General features: G+C 56.5%; 17 protein-coding genes. 16 read left to right on the forward strand and 1 reads right to left on the reverse strand.

The features are described from left to right. Nucleotides 1–27: 27 nt before the first annotated feature. The 12 genes from PWM43_RS11010 (at nucleotide 28) to deoC (ending at nucleotide 13,077) form a co-directional block, all read left to right on the forward strand. Nucleotides 28–816 carry a segregation and condensation protein A gene (locus PWM43_RS11010; RefSeq protein WP_289842636.1) on the forward strand — a complete coding sequence of 263 codons (789 nt, stop codon included), beginning with the start codon at nucleotides 28–30 and terminating at the stop codon, nucleotides 814–816. Between the two features lies 1 nt (nucleotide 817). Next, nucleotides 818–1,396 (forward strand): SMC-Scp complex subunit ScpB, encoded by a 579-nt coding sequence (scpB, locus tag PWM43_RS11015; protein WP_289842558.1) that lies wholly within the window; start codon nucleotides 818–820, stop codon nucleotides 1,394–1,396. A 37-nt stretch (nucleotides 1,397–1,433) separates the two neighbouring features. Further along, nucleotides 1,434–1,985, forward strand: coding sequence for a Sec-independent protein translocase protein TatB (tatB, locus tag PWM43_RS11020; protein ID WP_289842559.1), 552 nt, complete (start codon nucleotides 1,434–1,436; stop codon nucleotides 1,983–1,985). Next, nucleotides 1,985–2,770 carry a twin-arginine translocase subunit TatC gene (tatC, locus tag PWM43_RS11025; protein ID WP_289842560.1) on the forward strand — a complete coding sequence of 262 codons (786 nt, stop codon included), beginning with the start codon at nucleotides 1,985–1,987 and terminating at the stop codon, nucleotides 2,768–2,770. The genes tatB and tatC overlap by 1 nt, the downstream gene beginning before the upstream one ends. Nucleotides 2,771–2,791: 21 nt before the next feature. Next, nucleotides 2,792–4,057 (forward strand): serine--tRNA ligase, encoded by a 1,266-nt coding sequence (gene serS / locus PWM43_RS11030; RefSeq protein WP_289842561.1) that lies wholly within the window; start codon nucleotides 2,792–2,794, stop codon nucleotides 4,055–4,057. A 124-nt stretch (nucleotides 4,058–4,181) separates the two neighbouring features. Then, a complete protein-coding gene (locus PWM43_RS11035) occupies nucleotides 4,182–4,952 on the forward strand; it encodes an NAD kinase (protein WP_394356073.1) in 771 nt (256 codons plus the stop codon). A gap of 596 nt (nucleotides 4,953–5,548) precedes the next feature. Next, nucleotides 5,549–6,850 (forward strand): carbohydrate porin, encoded by a 1,302-nt coding sequence (locus tag PWM43_RS11040; RefSeq protein ID WP_289842562.1) that lies wholly within the window; start codon nucleotides 5,549–5,551, stop codon nucleotides 6,848–6,850. Between the two features lie 359 nt (nucleotides 6,851–7,209). After that, nucleotides 7,210–8,682: a sugar porter family MFS transporter gene (locus PWM43_RS11045; RefSeq protein ID WP_289842563.1), complete on the forward strand. Its 1,473-nt coding sequence runs from the start codon at nucleotides 7,210–7,212 to the stop codon at nucleotides 8,680–8,682. A gap of 289 nt (nucleotides 8,683–8,971) precedes the next feature. Beyond that, entirely contained in the window at nucleotides 8,972–9,901 is a 930-nt protein-coding gene (rbsK, locus tag PWM43_RS11050; RefSeq protein WP_289842564.1) for a ribokinase, read from the forward strand. Between the two features lie 59 nt (nucleotides 9,902–9,960). Next, complete coding sequence (fucP, locus tag PWM43_RS11055) at nucleotides 9,961–11,286, forward strand: L-fucose:H+ symporter permease (protein ID WP_289842565.1); 1,326 nt, start codon at nucleotides 9,961–9,963, stop codon at nucleotides 11,284–11,286. Nucleotides 11,287–11,291: 5 nt separating this feature from the next. Further along, a complete protein-coding gene (locus PWM43_RS11060; protein ID WP_289842566.1) occupies nucleotides 11,292–12,362 on the forward strand; it encodes an aldose 1-epimerase family protein in 1,071 nt (356 codons plus the stop codon). Between the two features lie 28 nt (nucleotides 12,363–12,390). Then, nucleotides 12,391–13,077 (forward strand): deoxyribose-phosphate aldolase, encoded by a 687-nt coding sequence (gene deoC, locus PWM43_RS11065; RefSeq protein WP_289842567.1) that lies wholly within the window; start codon nucleotides 12,391–12,393, stop codon nucleotides 13,075–13,077. A gap of 136 nt (nucleotides 13,078–13,213) precedes the next feature. Here deoC and PWM43_RS11070 read toward each other — a convergent pair whose 3' ends face one another. Next, the gene (locus PWM43_RS11070) at nucleotides 13,214–13,549 is read right to left on the reverse strand and encodes a hypothetical protein (protein ID WP_289842568.1); all 336 of its coding nucleotides are present in this window, start codon (nucleotides 13,547–13,549) and stop codon (nucleotides 13,214–13,216) included. A 721-nt stretch (nucleotides 13,550–14,270) separates the two neighbouring features. On the opposite strand from PWM43_RS11070, the gene PWM43_RS11075 reads away from it, so the two are divergent. The 4 genes from PWM43_RS11075 (at nucleotide 14,271) to PWM43_RS11090 (ending at nucleotide 18,584) form a co-directional block, all read left to right on the forward strand. Next, nucleotides 14,271–15,296, forward strand: a complete 1,026-nt coding sequence (locus PWM43_RS11075; protein WP_289842569.1) for a hypothetical protein — start codon at nucleotides 14,271–14,273, stop codon at nucleotides 15,294–15,296. 306 nt (nucleotides 15,297–15,602) lie between these two features. Further along, nucleotides 15,603–16,208 carry a sterol desaturase family protein gene (locus PWM43_RS11080; RefSeq protein WP_289842570.1) on the forward strand — a complete coding sequence of 202 codons (606 nt, stop codon included), beginning with the start codon at nucleotides 15,603–15,605 and terminating at the stop codon, nucleotides 16,206–16,208. Further along, the gene (locus PWM43_RS11085; protein WP_289842571.1) at nucleotides 16,192–17,331 is read left to right on the forward strand and encodes a glycosyltransferase family 4 protein; all 1,140 of its coding nucleotides are present in this window, start codon (nucleotides 16,192–16,194) and stop codon (nucleotides 17,329–17,331) included. The genes PWM43_RS11080 and PWM43_RS11085 overlap by 17 nt, the downstream gene beginning before the upstream one ends. Before the next feature lie 44 nt (nucleotides 17,332–17,375). Further along, nucleotides 17,376–18,584: a polysaccharide biosynthesis/export family protein gene (locus tag PWM43_RS11090; protein ID WP_289842572.1), complete on the forward strand. Its 1,209-nt coding sequence runs from the start codon at nucleotides 17,376–17,378 to the stop codon at nucleotides 18,582–18,584. Nucleotides 18,585–18,646: the final 62 nt, after the last annotated feature.

The raw sequence follows: 18,646 nt of genomic DNA on the forward strand, positions 1-18,646 counted from the left end.
ATGGATGTGAGCGGTACTGTCATGGAAATGCCCGGCGGGGGTGACGGGGTCATTCCCGCGCCGCATCTCTGTCTGGACGGCTTCGAGGGGCCGCTCGATCTGCTGCTCGATCTGGCCCGCGCCCAGAAGGTCGATCTGGCCCGGATTTCGATCCTGCAACTCGTCGAGCAGTATCTGACGGTCGTGGAGCAGGCGCGCTCCATCCGCCTCGAACTGGCTGCGGACTGGCTGGTCATGGCGGCATGGCTGGCATGGCTGAAATCCCGGCTCCTGCTACCGGCCGAGAACGCTCCGGACGATGACGCCGAGGAGGCGGCAGGGCTTCTGCACGAACGTCTCATCGAACTTGAACGCATGCGGGCCGCGGCGTTGTGGCTGGCCACGCAGCCGCGGCTGAGGGATGACGTCCATGCGCGCGGCATGGAGGAGAACTTCCGGGAGATCGACCGCACCGGGCTGCGTGTCGAAGTTTCGGCCCTGATCGGTGCCTATCTCTCGGTCATGCGACGTCGCAACCGGCGTCGGCATTACGCGCCGGTACGATTGCGATACTGGACCGTCACCGATGCGGTCGCGGCGTTGCGCCGTCTTCTGAACGCGCCCTCGGCTCCCGGATGGCAGAGCCTCACGGCGCTCGTGCCCGCCACGGAAACGACGCAGCAGGCCTGGCGCGCGGCGATGGCGGGCGCGCTCGTCGCCGGTCTTGAAATGGCGAAGGAAGGCTCAGTCGAACTGCGCCAGGAAACGCCATTCGCGGCTATTCTGTTGCGCGCGGCTGAAACGACGACGGCAATCCCTCATGGAGAGGAGATCTGACATGACTGTGCTGTCCCGTGCCATCGAGGCCATGATTTTCGCGAGCCAGGAGCCTGTTGGAGAGGCGTCTCTGCGCGATTTTCTCGAACAAAACGGCGCGTCACCCGAGGATCTGCCGCAGATGATCGCGGAGATTTCCGCTCGCTATGACGGACACGGCATCGAATTGGTGTCTGTCGCAAAGGGATGGCAGTTTCGCACATGCGTGGAGTTGGCGTCCATGCTCACGACGGTTGTCGAACGGCCCCGTCGCCTCAGCCGCGCCGCGATGGAAGCTCTGGCGGTCGTTGCCTATCATCAGCCATGCACCCGTGCGGAAATCGAGACTATTCGCGGCGTCGCTCTCAATCAGTCCGTGCTCGATGCCTTGCTCGGCGATGACCTCATCGTTCCCAGGGGTCGCAAGGAAGTGCCGGGGCGGCCGGTTCTTTGGGGTACGTCGGGAAAATTTTTAAGCGCGTTCGGACTTGTGGATCTGAACGCGCTTCCCCGGCGCGAGGAGCTGCTGGTCGAGCCGGTATCCGCCGAGGCGCCTGACGAGGACGGTATCGCGCCTGTTTCCGAGGACGGGCCCACGTGATACTCATGCGCGCTCCGCCGGATTGAAGATTGGGTGCATGTTCGATTTCAGTTGGTCCGAAATTGCGCTGACGGTCATCGTCGCGCTGGTTTTCATCGGACCCAAAGACCTTCCCGTCGCTCTGCGCACCCTCAGCAAGGGTGTTAAAGCCATCCGTCGCATGGCCTCTGAATTTCAGTCCCATGTCGATGAGATGGTGCGCGACGCCGATCTGGGGGAAGTGCGCGATCAGTTCAGGGATCTGAAAACCTTTAATATCCGGGATCGCTTCGACAGGGCGATCGACCCCGACCGCAGTATCGTGCGCAGCTTCGAGCCGCCGCCATCCCTCTCCGTCCCACCGTCGTCTTACGCGCCTGTCGCGGAGGTCCCGGTTCTGGAAGAAAGCGTTTCGGCGCCGGCCATTCTGCCTCCTGCTCTGGGACGGCGTCTGGCGCGCGAGCGGGCAAAATGGTACGCACCCGCGATCATTCCGCCGCCGACGGTGACACATGGCCGTCGTCGGGTATCACTTGGTCAATATCCCGATGTCACGGAACCGGATGCCCATACTTCCGGCGTCGCGGAGACGGAAGAGGGCATGCGCTGATGTCTCAGGACGGCAACCCCATCGAAGATCAGGCCATGCCGCTCCTCGATCACCTGATCGAGCTGCGCAAGCGCCTGATCTGGTCGATCGCGAGCTTCGCGGTCGCTTTCATGGTCTGCTATCACTTCGCGGGCCGCATCTATCTTTTTCTCGCGGCCCCGTTGGGCGAGATCATGCGCCAACAGGGCGAGCAGCCTCACCTCATCTACACGGCGCTGTATGAGGCATTCTTCACTTATGTGCGTGTCGCGGTGTTCGGCGCGGCATTCCTCTCCTTCCCCGTAATTGCCATTCAGGCGTGGATCTTCATCGCGCCAGGCCTTTACCGGAGCGAGAAGCGGGCCTTTGCGCCCTTCCTGATTGCAACGCCCATCCTGTTCTTCACCGGCGCGGCGCTGGCCTATTATTTCATCTTTCCCATCGCCTGGCGGTTCTTCCTATCGTTTCAGACCGCTTCAGGCGGCGAGCAGGGGATGCATATTGAATTACAGGCGAAGGTGTCGGAATACCTGACGCTGGTCATGAAGCTCATTCTGGCGTTCGGCGTGTCGTTCGAACTGCCCGTCGTTCTTGCGCTTCTGGCACGCGTTGGCATTGTCAATTCCAGGCAGCTTCGCAAATTTCGTCGGTATGCCGTTGTTATTGCAACTGTTGTTGCGGCGGTTCTCGCGCCGCCGGACGTTATCACCCAGGCAGGCCTCGCGATTGCGCTCGTGATCCTGTACGAAGTGTCGATCGCGGTGGCACGTCTGGTCGAGCCCCGTAGCCTCCCTGAAGACGCCTAATTTCCAGGACGGATAACATCCATGCATGATCTTCGCGCTCTTCGAGCCGACCCTGAAGCTTTCGACGCCGCGCTCGCGCGACGCGGTCTTCCTGCCGTGGCTGGTGCGATCGTCTCCCGGGACGAGCAGCGTCGCGCCGCGCTTCATGCGCTTCAGATGGAACAGGCTGCCCGGAAAACCCTGGCCAGGGATATCGGTCTTCGTAAGAAATCCGGGGAGCAAACGTCTGATCTTGAAGAAAAGGCGGTAGCCCTGCGTGATAAGATCACCGCTCTGGAAGCGCAGGCGACGGCTGTTGATCGTGAGATCGCCGACATGCTTGCCCGGTTGCCGAACCTGCTGGACGAGGGCGTCCCTGACGGGGCGGATGAGAGCGACAACGTGACCGTCAAGCAGTTTGGCACGCGGCGGGAATTCGCTTTTACGCCAAAGCAGCATTTCGAACTTGGCGAGGCCCTGGGCATGATGGACTTCTCCACGGCCGCCAAGCTGTCAGGATCTCGCTTCACGGTCTTGCGCGGCGCGCTTGCCCGTCTCGATCGGGCGCTCGGCCAGTATATGCTGGATGTGCATACGGATGAGTTCGGCTATTCCGAGACAGTCGTGCCGCTGCTGGTCAATGACGATGCGATGTATGGCACGGACAAACTGCCCAAATTCGCCGAAGACTCCTTTCGTACGGAAGACGGGCGCTGGCTCATCCCGACGGCGGAGGTTCCGCTAACGGCCAGTGTGGCTGGTGAAATTCTCGACGCCAGACAGTTGCCCATTCGCATGACCGCGCTGTCGGCATGCTTTCGCTCCGAGGCGGGATCAGCAGGGAGGGATGTTCGCGGAATGCTTAGGCAGCACCAGTTCTCGAAAGTCGAACTCGTTTCTGTGGTGTCGCCCGAGGAGAGTGAGGCCGAGCATGAACGCATGACACGCTGCGCCGAGACCGTGCTGGAGCGACTGGAAATTCCGTATCGTCGTCAGCTTCTATGTGCGGGCGATACCGGGTTCGGTGCGGCACGAACCTATGATCTTGAAGCCTGGTTGCCGGGGCAGGAGGCGTGGCGGGAGATTTCGTCATGCTCCAATACGCGTGCTTTCCAGGCGCGACGCATGAACGCCCGTTACAGGGCTGCAGAGGGTATTGCCTTCGTTCATACCTTGAATGGCTCGGGACTTGCCGTGGGTCGGACCCTCATCGCGGTCATGGAAAACTATCAGGAAGCGGACGGCAGCGTGGCCGTGCCCGAAGTGCTACGTCCCTACATGGGTGGGCTTGCGAGCATAACGACCTGAAGGGCATTTCCGCCCATGCCATGGCGCATCGCGCATGGTCGTGACGAGAGCGTAGAGGTGGCCAGTGTCTAAAGATCACGCGAATGACAGAGGCGATCCAGGAGCGCGAGGGGAGCGGCCGACGCTGGAGAGATGGACGAAAATCGCATTTCTTGCGGCGCATACGCCCGTGGCTCAGGCCGCGTTGCAGTCACTTGCGACCCGCTTCGGGAATGTGGCGCTGGACGAAGCGGAGGTTCTGGTTTGTCTGGGGGGAGACGGCTTTCTTCTGGAATGCATGCATCGTGTTCTGACGCTGGGGATTCCAGTCTACGGCATGAATTGTGGTTCGGTCGGCTTTCTCATGAATCCGATGGGCGAGGTGGGTCTGCTCGAACGCCTTCGCCGCGCGCAACCAACGGTGTTGCACCCGTTGAGGATGTCCGCCTATGACGGCGCCGGTGGGCTGCATGAAGCGCTCGCCTTCAACGATGTGTTTCTTTTTCGCCAGACACGACAGGCTGCGAAGATACAGGTCGAGGTTGACGGGCGCGTTCGTCTGCCGGAGCTGATTTGCGATGGTATCATCGTCGCAACGCCGGCTGGTTCAACCGCCTACAACCTGTCTGCGCATGGCCCAATCGTTCCGCTGAACGCGAATCTGCTTCCGCTGACGCCGATCTCGGCATTTCGTCCGCGCCGATGGAGAGGAGCGCTGCTGCCGTCCACGGCGGAAGTGCGCTTCACGCTCCTGGAGAGTGATAAACGACCGGCTGCGGCGGTTGCGGACTTTACGGAAATTCGCGGTGTCAGAAGCGTTGTTGTGCGGGAAGACAAAACGCTGCGCACGACGGTGTTGTTCGATCCGGATCACGGGCTGTCCGAGCGGATCATCGCCGAGCAGTTCGCGGAATAGACAAGTGTTCTTTCGTGACGGTCAGTTCATAAAATCGTTATTTTCCAGAGGTAACGGCGGTTTTCCTTGCGCTATCACGAAAACCGAACGAACGCACTGGGATTTATAACGTAAAATTTCTTTGTAATCTCATATCATGTTGTTCTATGAGGGCGATCCGATGGGACGAGGCTTGTTCGGCCTGCAACTTGGTATGTTACGTGCGTCATTGTGATCTGCCTCTCTAAGGGATGGGATTTCGTCGCCTTGAGTTCAGTGGCTTCAATCCCGGGCGAAAAACCTCTTGTGGGTGTGTTTTGGAAAGTGAAAGACTGTTGACTACGCTGCGGAATGATACGTTTTCGAGATCCGATCGTCGTGCCTCGAAGGGTACAAGCAGACGTAGTTCCAGCCGGAGCGTGTGCGAGGTGAGATCCGCTCGCAGGGTCGTGTCCGCGTTTGCTGGGATGGTTCTCGCTGGGGCGTGTTCAATCCCATTGGCCCGGGCGGACGACATCCTTTCGCATTCTGATCGGCAGGCTGCTGTTTCGCAGGCGGCTTCGCCGCGCACTGATACCGACTCTGTCGGACCGCTCGATCAGCAGATCCCGGGATTTATGCAATCTGCTTATGGACCGCCGTCTTTCGGTCCTCCTTATGGCACGACCCATTTTTTCGGCGACTGGGGTGGCGTGCAGCCCTGGTTGCAGAAGCACGGCATCTACTTCGCGCTTGATGTGTATGAGAGTCTTGCCGGCAACGTGACGGGCGGTCGTCATCATACGGAAACCAATGCGGGCCAGGTTGGCAGCACCCTCGACATCGACTGGAACCGGCTGCTTGGCGGAGAATGGTCGCGGGATTTCTGGCTGCATATGCTGGTGGTTAATGGACACGGGCGGAGCCTGAGCAACGATATCGGCGACAATGTTTCAGCTGTTCAGCAGATTTACGGCGCTCGTGGTAACGTCGTCGCGCATCTTGTCTGGGCCTATTTCGAAAAATCCTGGCTCAACAATCGTGTCGACTGGGCCATGGGCTGGATTCCCACAGGAACGTTTTTCAACAACTCCCCCTGGGTCTGCAGCTTCATGAACGTATCGCTCTGCGGTAACGTTACACCCACCAAATACCTTAATGGCGGTCGCGATTGGCCGTCGGGAAACATCGGCACCGTTCTTCGCCTGATGCCGTTCCGGCGGGTTTACATCATGGGGGGGCTTTTTGCCGTGTCCCCTCATTCCTACAACGGTGGCATTTCCGGCTGGGCATGGGCGCAATCCGGACTGAAGAAGCTGTCCACAGAAGTCGAAATCGGGTGGCTCCCGGAATGGGGACCTGACAAGCTCATTGGTCATTACAAGGTTGGCGCCATGTATGACAACTCAAAGTACAATGACTATTATTCGGACATCAACGGAAACCCCTGGGTATTGACGGGTCTTCCCGCGCGGCGCCAGAGCGGTCAGACTTCACCCTGGGTAATGCTGGATCAGATGTTGATCCGTCACGGCAAGGGAGAAACCAACGGTATGGTTCTTGCCGGGCAATATGCCTATGCGTCGGGCCAGACCTCTGCGGTTCGGGATCATCTCGTGGCGGCGCTTCTGGACACGGGCAAGGCCTGGGGACGTCCGAAGGACAGTTGGGGCGTGGCGTTTCAATGGTTCAATTTCAGCCGTTCAGCCATCCGGCAGCAGGAAGTGTCCTATGATTACGGATTGCCGTTCCAGGCGACCAATTTCGGAACCCCCCACGGCATTCAGTCTCACATGGATCTGTACGAACTCTTTTATACGTTCCATGTCATGAATGGCATGACGCTACAGCCTGACTTTCAGTATATTAATCGCCTGGGTGGAACCACAAAGTATAAGGATGCCGCCGTTCTTGGACTGGCGTTCAATATGCTTCTGTAAATCTATCGGACTTCATTTCCGTTCAGGGCGGAAAACTTTCTCCGCTTGATAAAAATATTGTTATCTGTTATTAATGCTCCGCCGTGTTCATGCGGCAACGAGATGACAGATTGAGTGTTCGTGAGCAGGGTCGAGCGAATGAAGCCATCATTCGCTTCCGGGTGGTTTTCCATAGCTGCCTGTAATGCCTGTTTTCCACGATGTGACTGCGCGTTCCAGCCGCAATCTCTCAAAACATCGACATATGTTTCCCTCGTGCCGTGAGGGAACATTTTCCGCCCTTGCGCGTCGTTGTCGCAACTTACCGAGGTCGCGTGGCTCGCTGACTTCGCCAGTTTGAGTGAGGAGACAACCAATCAATGATCGAGGCCGTCAAAGACCAGCAATCCACCGATAGCGGGACATCCGACAGTAAAAGTCAGATCAACAAAATCGACGTTCTTCCTTCGGCAAAGCGCACCCTCATGCTCGCAGCCGTCGTGGCCGCCATATGTGGCGGCCTCTACGGCTACGATACAGGCATTATCTCAGGTGCATTGTTGCTGATCACCGAAGATTTCAGGCTGGGCAGTACGGCCCAGGAAATAGTGGCGTCGGCGATTCTGCTTGGCGCTGTGATCGGTGCCGTCGGCATGGGGGCCGTTTCCGAGCGTTTCGGTCGACGTACAACAGTGATCATCGTGACCGCTTTGTTCGTGATCGGAGCTATCGCGTGCGCTCTGTCACCAGACGTCTATGCTCTCATTGCGGCTCGCGTGTTTCTGGGCGTGGCCGTGGGCGGCTCTACCCAGGTCGTTCCGATGTACATTTCCGAGCTCGCCCCCGCCGATAAGCGCGGCAGCCTGGTCACAATGTTCAATGTGGCGATCGGCATCGGTATCTTCACTGCGAATGTGATCGGGTTTGCGGCGCGTGAAGCCTGGGGCTGGCGACCGATGGTTGCGATCGCCGCGCTTCCCGCCGCTTTTGTATTCGTCTGCATGTTCTTTTTGCCGCGTAGTCCCAGATGGACCGCGGAGAATTGCGGGATCCCCGAGGCCATCGACGAATTGCGAAAAATTCGTGAGACCCCGAAGGAGATCCGCCAGGAAGTCGCCCAGATCCGGCAGAACGCCGAGGACGTCGATGAGCGTGATCGCGGCTGGAAAGGGTTGGCGCGGCCGTGGGTCCGGCCTGCGGTCATCGCCGCGCTGGGTGTTGCGTTTTTCACGCAATGCGGCGGTCTGGAAATGATGATCTATTATGCGCCGACCTTCCTGCGCGATGCGGGTTTCGGGGCTTCGTCGGCGCTCCTTGCGAGCCTCGGAGTATCGATCGTCTATCTGATCATGACGCTTTTAGGATGCCTGTTCGTCGATCGCATCGGCCGACGCCGCCTCATGCTCATCATGGGGCCTGGCTCCGTTCTCAGCCTGATCGGGCTTGGGACGATGTTCCTCATGCATCCTGACAAGGGAACGATCGGGTCATATCTCATCGTCGTCTTCCTCCTGCTTTTCATGATGTTCAATTCCGGGGGCATCCAGGTGGTCGGCTGGCTGCTGGGAGCGGAAATGTTCCCGCTGTCGATGCGGGGGCAGGCGACGTCGCTTCATGCATCCATGCTGTGGGGCAGCGATCTCCTCGTGACTTCCACGGCTTTGACGCTGGTTCAGATGATCTCGCTTGGCGGAACCATGTGGTTCTATGCCGGGGTCAATCTGGCCTCGGTAGTGTTCGTGTATTTCTTTGTGCCGGAAACGGCTGGCGCTACACTTGAGGACATCGAACAGGCTCTGAAAGACAAGCGTTTTCGTCCGACACCTGGCGACACGGCGATTGTCGCTCGCTAGGAGGCTCATCCGAACCGATCAACGCACCGCTAGACAGGAGCAGCATAGGCTTCTCAGGTTGAGCGAACTGAATTGATAATCTGCGCGATATCAGGCGGCCGGGACCTTGCTCCCGAGCCGCCTTTTTTCTTTTTGGATATCCCGTGGCATATGATCGTCTGTATGGACTTCGAGAGATCTGTGATTTCAGCGAGAGAAATCACCAATAAATGACATTAGATATGATTGAAATCTCATTAAAAATAGGAGAGATATCGCCAGCCGAGTTAGAATCGGAAAGGTGAGATAAATGAGTCGTATAGCCGTCATTGGCAGCAACATGGTGGATCTGATCACATACGTGGATCGCATGCCGAACGCTGGTGAAACACTCGAAGCGCCGCGGTTTGCGCTTGGTTGTGGCGGGAAGGGGGCAAACCAGGCGGTCTCCGCGGCTCGGCTCGGCGCCGACGTGCTGTTCATCACCTGTGTTGGCGATGATCTTTTTGCCGATGGCACCGTCGCGAATCTCGAGGCGTGCGGCATTGATACCCGCTATGTCCGAAGGATCTCCGGCGCTTCAAGTGGCGTTGCGCCGATCTTTGTACAGCCCGACTCTCACAACAGCATTCTTATTATCAAAGGTGCGAATAACAGTATACGCCCTTCGACGATCGATGAAGCGGCGGATGCTTTGAGGCAGTCCGCTTTGATCGTTCTTCAGCTCGAAATCGCGCTCGAGACTGTGTACGCCGCCATAGATTTCGCGAGCGAAAATGCCGTGCCGGTCCTGCTGAACCCTGCCCCCGCCGTGGCTGATTTCGATCCCGCTCGCCTTTCGAAGCTGGACTTCCTCATCCCCAATGAGAGCGAGCTTGCGTTGCTGAGCGGCCTCGAGGTTTCGTCGGTGGAGACGGCATTTGCCGCCGCACGCTTACTGGTCGAACGAGGTTGCCGTCATGTGATCGCAACGCTTGGCGAAAATGGTGCGCTTTATGTCGGTCAGGACGGGGAGTGGACCGTGCCGGGGCAACGTGTCCGCGCTGTGGATACAACGGGGGCCGGAGATGCTTTCGTAGGCTGCTTTGCAAAGTTCTGGAGCGACGGACATGACATCCGCCAGGCAATGCAGGAGGCGGTCGCTTATTCGGCGTGCTCGGTCACCGCTTACGGCACGCAGTCTTCCTATCCGGACGCCGCGGCTTTTCAAACTTTCTGTCATGAACGTTCCGCGGCCTGAGTGCAGCGACAACCGTCATCTGGCGACAACACACCGTGCCAGTTTGACCGAGGCTTATCATGAATAACGATCCGATAAGACAGACCCCCGACGGGCTGTATCTGAACCGAACCCCTTGGTTCGCATTCGTCCTGTTGTGCTGCATTTTCTCGCTATGGGCGGCTGCGGCAAGCATGAATGACGTACTGATCGCGCACTTCAAAAAAGCATTCGTGCTTTCGGATTTTCAGACGGCGTTCGTGCAGTCGGCATTTTATCTCGGCTATTTTTTTGTTGCGATCCCGGCCGCGCTCTTCGTTCGTCGCTTCAGCTACAAGGCGGCGATCCTTCTGGGTCTTGCTCTTTATATGCTCGGATGCGGTCTGTTCTTTCCAGCCGCCTATGCCGCGCGTTATGAAATGTTTCTGATTGCTCTGTTCGTGATCGCTGCCGGCCTGTCTTTTCTTGAGACATCGAGCAACACGTACTCCACTCTTCTCGGGCCTCGCGATGCAAGCACGAGACGTCTGAACATATCGCAGACGTTTCACCCGTTCGGTGCGATTACAGGTGTGTTCGTAGGCAGCCATGCGATGTTTCACGAGGCCGCGCCAGCAAGCGGGCTGACGTCCACACAACAGCAGTTGGTTATGATTCAGGATACGCTCGTTCCTTATAAATGGATGATCGTGGTCCTGTTGGCCGTGTTCGTGCTGGTGGCGGTTACAAAGTATCCCGCATGCAAGGGGCTGCCCCCCACCCGGAGCGGCGCCGATACAGAGCAGTTTTCCGGAGTTGACAGCACGCTTCGTCGCCTCTCCCAGAATCCGCGATTTGTGTTCGGTGTGCTGACACAGTTCCTCTATGTGGGCGCCCAGGTCGGCGTGTGGAGCTTCACCATTCGCCTGGCGATGCAACTTGGCCATATGCACGAACGTGACGCTTCATGGTTTCTGATGGGCACATTCGCGGCGTATTTCGCCGGGAAAATGATTGCCAACCTGCTGATGCGCAGGATGTCGGCGGCTCGCGTCCTGACACTTTATTCCGTGCTGTGCATCGGAACGCTTCTCTACGTGATACTCGTGCCCAACATTTCGGCGGTCTATGCGGCTGTTGCCGTCAGTGTGTTTCTGGGACCGGCGTGGCCTACGATCTATGGTCTGACCATTGAAGGACTGGGCAAGGACACAGCACTTGGTGGGTCCATTCTGGTGATGAGCATCGTGGGCGGTGGCGTCGTGCCTCTCATTCAGGGACTGATTTCCGATGCCTCCGGCGGCAATATGCAACTGGCTTACATCGTGCCGCTCGTCTGCTTCGTCGTGATTGTGATGTTTGGCCGTTATTGCGAGAAGCGCCCCGTCGCGCGCGTGCCCGATGTTCGTCCTCTGGCGGCGGAGTAATCTTCATGACAATCCACATCCCCCTTGATCGCAAGGCTTTCGGGTCCACGGCACAGATTTTGGTGAAATCCGAGGCATTTACGGTGACTGGATGGACCTATCCGTCCGGCGTGATGGCTGTCGCCATAGAAAATACGAGAGGGAGGCTGGTAGTTCTACCTTTCATGGGGCAGATGATCTGGTCCGCTGTATTTGACGGCTGTAACCTTCGGATGACGAGTATTTATGACGAGCCTCTGCCGTCCGTGGATATTCTTGGTACATATGGATGCTTCATGTTTCACGCGGGTCTGCTGCGAAACGGATGTCCAGGGCCGGATGACACGCATCCGCTCCACGGAGAGATGCCCTGCGCTCCGATGAATGAGGCATGGATTGACATCAATGCGGATGGGAAGGCGCTGACTCTGGGTGGTGTTTATCGCCATGTGGAAGGGTTCGGGAGTCGTTATGACGCCTATCCTTCCGTGACCCTGCGCGATGGGCAGGCCATGTTCGACGTTTCAGTCGAGGTCGTGAACCGTGGCGGAAAGACGATGGACCTCATGTATATGGCTCATACCAATTACGCTTATGTTCCGGACGCCGTGTTTGTCGAGCCTTTTGGTATTGGCCGCGTTGATGTGAGAACGAGCGTTCCGGCCCACGTACATCCAACCGAGCAATGGCAGAATTATATCAAGGCGCTGAAACATAAACCGGGTGGTTTGCAGAAGCTTGATGCGCCTGAAATGTATGAGCCTGAAATCGTCAGTTTTCTTCGTGACGTTGGCGTGGATTCCGACGGGCAGGCTCATTTTTTTCTTCGTCACCCCGAGGGAGCGGCGTTCTATACGCGCTATGCGCCCATACAGTTCACGGAAGCGACCCGATGGGTTCTGCATGATCCCGATTACCATGTCGCAGGATTCGTGCTTCCCGCGACATGCGATCCTGAAGGTTATCAGGCCGAAAAACGCAAGGGGAAGGTCCGGCAGCTCAAACCTGGCGAGCGGGCGGAGTTCGGCATCCATACCGGCTTTCTGAATGCCGAAGAATATAGAGACGAATTAAAGACGTTGAATAGAAACCAATAAAACCAGACGATTAATAGGGAGAATCAGAATGGATGCCGCCACCCTTTCCGCTGACAAATATGCAGCATATATTGACCACACACTTCTCGCCCCGGATACGACCTGCGAGCAGGTCAAGCGGCTCTGTGAGGAAGCCCTTGAATTCAAATTCCACTCTGTATGCGTCAATTCAAGCCGCGTGCCGCTGGCGTCACGGCTCCTGCGACATTCGCCAGTTGTCGTATGTGCGGTTGTCGGGTTCCCTCTCGGCGCCATGCTTTCGGACGTCAAGGCCATCGAGGCGTCTCACGCGATCGCAGCGGGCGCCGAGGAGATCGACATGGTTCTCAATGTCGGCTGGCTCAAGGATGGCGACCTGTCATCAGTAAGAGACGATATCGCGCAGGTTCTTGAAGCTTGTGGTGGCATACCTTTGAAAGTCATCCTCGAGACCGCGCTTTTGACAAAGGCCGAAAAGGTGGCCGCATGTGAGATCTGCCGCGACCTCGGCGTAGCGTTCGTCAAGACATCGACCGGCTTCTCCAAGGGGGGGGCTACCAGCGAAGACGTCAAATTGATGCGCAGCGTTGTCGGTGAGAAAATTGGCGTTAAAGCTTCGGGCGGTGTGCGGGACCAAAAGACCGCGGATAGCATGATTTCGGCGGGGGCTACGCGTCTGGGCACAAGTTCAGGTATTGCCATTGTTCAGGGAAGCGTCGGACAGACGACTTATTGAAGCTCGTCAGGAAGAGGGGGGGTTCTAGATCCTCTTTCGTGCGCCTCTCTTGCTTCTGGAGCATTTTCCTCTCAATCTGGTTCATATCATGCGGCGGAGATGAACTTCACGCATTCTGGGGGTGAGAACTGCTCGGTCAGGGCGGCGCTTTAGTCCCATAAGGCGCCGCAGGTGTTTTGAGCCGTGTGCGGTGGGCATCGAACCAGTCCTGCCGTCGCGTCGGGATGTCCGATCGGCGCGTTAGGGGGGCGTTTTTCCATGTGATCTGAGGGCGGTCGAAGAAACTCCACAGCGTGGCGATCGCAAAATGATGCCGGTTCCCGGCCAGCCGAGCGCGAATTTCAGCCGGCGTGAGATCGTCCTGCTCGGCGATCAGGGCATGAATACGCCCCGCTTGCGCCTCGATCCGCTGTGACAGGCGGTCGCCACCGCGCGACCTGGAGACGGCTTCCGTTCTCGGCAGTAAGCGCACGCCAGCGCACCGCGCGAACCGTTCGGTGGCCTAGCTGCGCGATAGGCCATACGACACGGTAGCAACAACCAGGTTACGCAAATCGAGAGGCGGCGTGCGTGTGGACATGCAGCGCCGACCTTCATCTTGAATCAGATCACCGCCAAAACGGGAATCCAAAAAACTTAGTCAGCGCAGAAAACGCTCTAAGCGTGTCCGAGACAAATCCACACTCAATCACTGGTTCGGTCCGTCGGGCAGCATCATCCGCATGGTGTAATGCATAGCTCTTGGTCTTTGGATCCATGCCAATGAGTCAGCAGGTCCATAGCCGCGAATAATCCTGTTCGGTCATCACCGAGATCACTGCGTCTTCCCGCAAGCTGGGTGTCGCGAATTTTTTGCCAGAAGGTCCTTCATCGTCTGTCTTCAACGGTCAGGCCTTACTTCAGCTCGAAGACGTTTCACGAGGAAGGGGCAAGCGCGACTGGAACCTCGGCTTTGGCTGAAAACGGCCAGATTTTTCACCTGTATATTTCTTCCACGGCTTCCACGCTATACGCATCAGGGTGCGCTTGTCGATTTCCGTAAAGCACCGAAACTGCCTGATGTGGACATTTTCGGCGGATCAAGATCGAAGACTGCCTTGTTTCCGGCGAATTCTTCTATGAAGAAGGGGTGGAAACGCTGATCCGTGGCATCCGCGATCATCTTGGGCACGGTAGAGAACAGGAGCTTCCTGATGTCGCAGACATTTTCTCCGTCGCCAGGAGCCGATATGGCTATGACGGGTCCAGTCTATCCGCTAGATATCTTCCGCCTTCTGAGCTGTGCCAAGATGTCGGGTTCAGCCGGAAATGATCAGGCGGATATCGCCTATGCCGAATATCTGCCGAATGGACCCTCTAAACAGACGCAATCCCGAGCTTCATATCTATACGGGCGAATGGACCGCATCAGAGTCGATCCGGCCTCTGCGTTCATTCACGTCCCATCGAGCCCGTGGAGTTATACCGGAAAAGTGGAGATTATGGCCAGATCGCGGTGGGAAATGAGTTTCGCGCTCCTGTGGGGGCATTTGCCGCGCCGGCCCGGTATCGTCCATCTTCCATTGTCATATTCTTGTCCGGTGAAAAGTCGAACGATCGAAAAATTTCTTAAGCGGACTTCCAGGTTTTTCGTTCCGACCACTCACAATGTCATGCAGTTGAATGTTCCGGAGCGTGGCTGCCCGCGCAAACAGAAGCGGCCGCGGTTGAAGAGCGTGCCGGGTCAGGCAGATGACATCCTTGTTCCGTTGGACGCTATCCGGCATGACTTGGTGACGATTCTGCGTGACGTCAACAACCTTCCAATATGGGCTCTGCCACATAGTACGTTCTCGGTTGGTGTATATAAAGCGGGCTGCATCATTCCAGAGCAGCCCTTTCCTGTCTACGCCAGCGTCATTGAGCCCAGGAAAAACCGTATGACGCTTTTCCATGCGTGGGGGAAAATGGTTGAAACAGCACTGCGAAGCGCGTGGACACTCGTTCTCGCCGGAAAGCGTGGGGGGGAAACGAGAATATCGTCGACCGGTCGGCGAGTTCCTGCCTTCTCTGGCCCATTCTCATCACGTATAACGGTCCGCTCGATGGGGAAACGTGTGTATCTCCCGGAAAGGAGGGCACGCGCTTCTCCTATTTGCTTACAGAAGGTTATGGGCAGTCGGTTGCAGAGGGGTTATGCGTGGGTGTTCCAGTCATCCGTTCAAATATTTCTGCTCTGAGGAAGATCGGGACGCAGGCTCAGGAGCGCATCGACCTCCTAAATGGAACAGTCTGGTCGGACATTATCATTGAGTATATGCGTAATAGTCTGCGGCGACGGAGCCGATTGCAACAATACATGCAGACCAACGTTTGCGTGGGATGATGACGTTTCCATGGCTTTCGGACGGATTGAAAGGCATCTCTGCGCAGGAGGCAAGCTGACACCAAGAAGGGATGGCCCCTCAGCCTCATATTGTAATACGGTTTTTTGAGATTTTTAAATGTATGGATGCCAGTATCGCTGGGTGGGGAGATAAATAAACGTGTCTGTCAGGTTATTCGAAAATAAATGGCTGGAATTGGTGACTGTTACCCCTATTAAGGTTTTTCTTCCTTTTTGGATTTGTGTCCTCATACCTGTCATTTATTCGATTTACCCGATTTCATTCCTGCGGGATGCTCTGATGGTTCTATCAGGTCTTTTTTTATGGACCATCGTTGAATATCTTTGCCATCGATACTTTTTTCATGCTTCGTCATCGGTTTCGTGGGTAAACAAGCTTGTATTCATCATGCATGGCAATCATCATGAGGATCCGGACGATCCGCTTCGTAATCTGATGCCACTTATCGTTACAGTTCCTTTGGCCGTGGGCCTCTGGTATCTTTTCGGGCTCGGGGGAAAGGATTACGGACGCCCCGCTTTCGTCGGATTCCTGATCGGCTATATCTGTTATGATTATGTGCATTACATGTGCCATCAGAGCGCCATGCGGAAACGCTTGGGTTTTCTGATCAAACGTCATCATATGTTGCATCATCACGCTCTTGAGAGCTGCAACTTCGGCGTAACGTCGACATTTTGGGATGTGGTTTTCAGAACCGGCTTTCGGAAGCTGACGAAGCGAAGCGATGCGCGTCGTCATTGATACCCGCAATATGGGCCAGAACGGTGGAACCGGAATAGCAACATACGCTCGTATGCTGTCCAGCACGTGCGAGGAAAGAGATTTTTGTGTCGCGTGGCTGAATGCGCAACACCGCGGCAAGGAGGTCAGGTCCGGTTTTTTCGGGCGCTTCGGGCGTTCGCTCAGAGGCAGACGCAGACCGTTGGCCATAGGGGGCAACTACGAGGTTGCCGATCTCTATCGAACTGCTGTCAGCCGCTATCGTATATTTTCCAAGGTCACTATCCTTGAGAACGATGCCCCCCCGGATATCATGCACTGGAGTTGCCCACTGCCGCTTCGCTGGAATGGCGTAGCCAACATTGTCACCATTCACGATCTGATCCCAATGCTACATCCGACGCTGGCACCCACCGTCTACGGGAACATCAGGAAATTTCTTCAGGACTGCTGTGATAATGCGAGTGCGATTGTCACAGTCAGCGAAGCCGTGCGCGACGATATCCTCTGTCATCTTGATGTTCCTGCTGCCAAGGTCGTCAATCTCTCACAGGCGGTCTCATTTGATGTCGGGCTCATGGCGGCGGCGGAGATTGCCGAACCGATCTGTCCTGAAGGGGGGTTTCTCTATTTTGGTCTTCTGGAGCGACGCAAGAATCTCGTAAGGCTGATCCGAGCTCACGGTCAGTCCCGTTCGCGAAGGCCGTTGACCCTGATAGGAACGCAGGGTCATGGTGGGGACGAGATATTGGCGGAGAGAGAACGTCATCCGGAGCCCGAGCGTGTCCGCATCATTCCATGGGCACGTCGGGAGCAGTTGCTGAGAGCGATAAAGGTGTCCCGGGCCGTTGTTTTTCCCAGCTTGGCGGAGGGCTTCGGGCTTCCCATCATCGAGGCGATGCTGCTTGGAACCCCTGTGCTCACCAGCCGAGGGCATGCAACAGAAGAGGTGGCCGGTGGAAGTGCGCTTCTGGTCGATCCTCTCAGCACGGCAGAGTTGGTCAGGGGGCTTATCGACCTGGATGAAGATGAGGCCCTCATTGACAGAATGAAAATACAAGGTGCTAAAAGGGCGGCTTCATTCTCCACGGCGGTTTACGGCGAACGTCTTGCAGCCTTCTACCGCAATGTCGCAACCTTGTGAGCACATACTCTCGCCTCGTAATCAGTCAAAGGTTTTTCCGATCTATGCGTGTTGGTCGCTTTTCAGGGAATACTCACTCATCCATTGTCATGGGATTGCTGCTCAATCTTCTGTCGCTCAGTGGCTGCAGTGCTCTGCCTGGAAATGCGCCTACCGAACATGGCGTGCTGAAGGTGGCGGCTGAAAAGAAGAATCCGCTGGATTTTCTTGTTTTGCCGATAACCTCAGAGGTTACTCAGGTTTTGGCCACTGAACATCCCCCGTTGATTTCGTCCCTCTACGCGGATAGTGCATATTCCGTATCCAACGACCGCATCGGTGTGGGAGACATTCTCGATATTACGGTCTTCGAGCTAGGGAGTGGATTATTTTCGGGTGCCGTCCCTGAGACCAGTGCGAATGTTTCGGTCTCTCCAGGAGGCGGGACAGCCAGTGTAACCCACCAGGCGCTTCCTCCGACTGAAGTCGAAGCTGATGGAACGATTACCATTCCCTATGTTGGACGGATGCATGTTGCGGGTGTCACGCCGCAGCGTCTTGCCGAACAAATTCGCGTAGCCTTCACCGGGAAATCGCAGAACGCGCAGGTCATGGTCCGTATTGGTTCCGATATCGCCAATACCGTGATTGTCTCTGGCTCCGTTCACCATCCGGGACGCGTTCTGCTTAGTACGGCGCAGGAGAGACTCTCCGACGTTGTCGCGATTGCGGGAGGAGCGAACTATCCGCCTGAAGATACCTTCGTGCAGCTCGTGCGTGGTGACAAATCCGGAGGGACAGATCTGGGTACACTGGAGACATACACGAAGGAAGATATTCAGGCGCGTCCCGGAGATCGCATTCATGTCGTCTATCAGCCAAGAAGCTATACGGTTTTCGGTGCGGCCTCGAAGAATGCCATGCAGGTTGATTTCAATTCGCCTACTGTGAATCTGGCAGAAGCGATTGCCCGTGTCGGAGGGCCGAACGATAGTCTTGCTGATCCGAATGCAGTTTTTTTGTTTCGATTTGAGGATCCCGTAGCGGCCAAAGCTTTGCATCTGAGAACTCCAGAGACGTTTCAGGGAATTCCGGTTATTTACAAGCTAGATATGATGAACCCGACGAGTTACTTTTTTGCTCAGAAAATTCCGATCAAGAGCAAGGACGTGATCTTGATTGCGAATGCGCAGACAAATCGCTTTTATAAGTTCAATCAGCTGATTGGTACTCTTATCAGTCCCGCCATTACGGCTGCATGGATTGCGAAATAGCTCTTATGGACGTGATAAGACTATGACCCGAGATCTAATTTGTCGTTTGAAGGGCCGGGAGT

The sequence above is a fragment of the Brytella acorum genome (assembly GCF_029309905.1).
Lineage (GTDB): Bacteria > Pseudomonadota > Alphaproteobacteria > Acetobacterales > Acetobacteraceae > Brytella > Brytella acorum.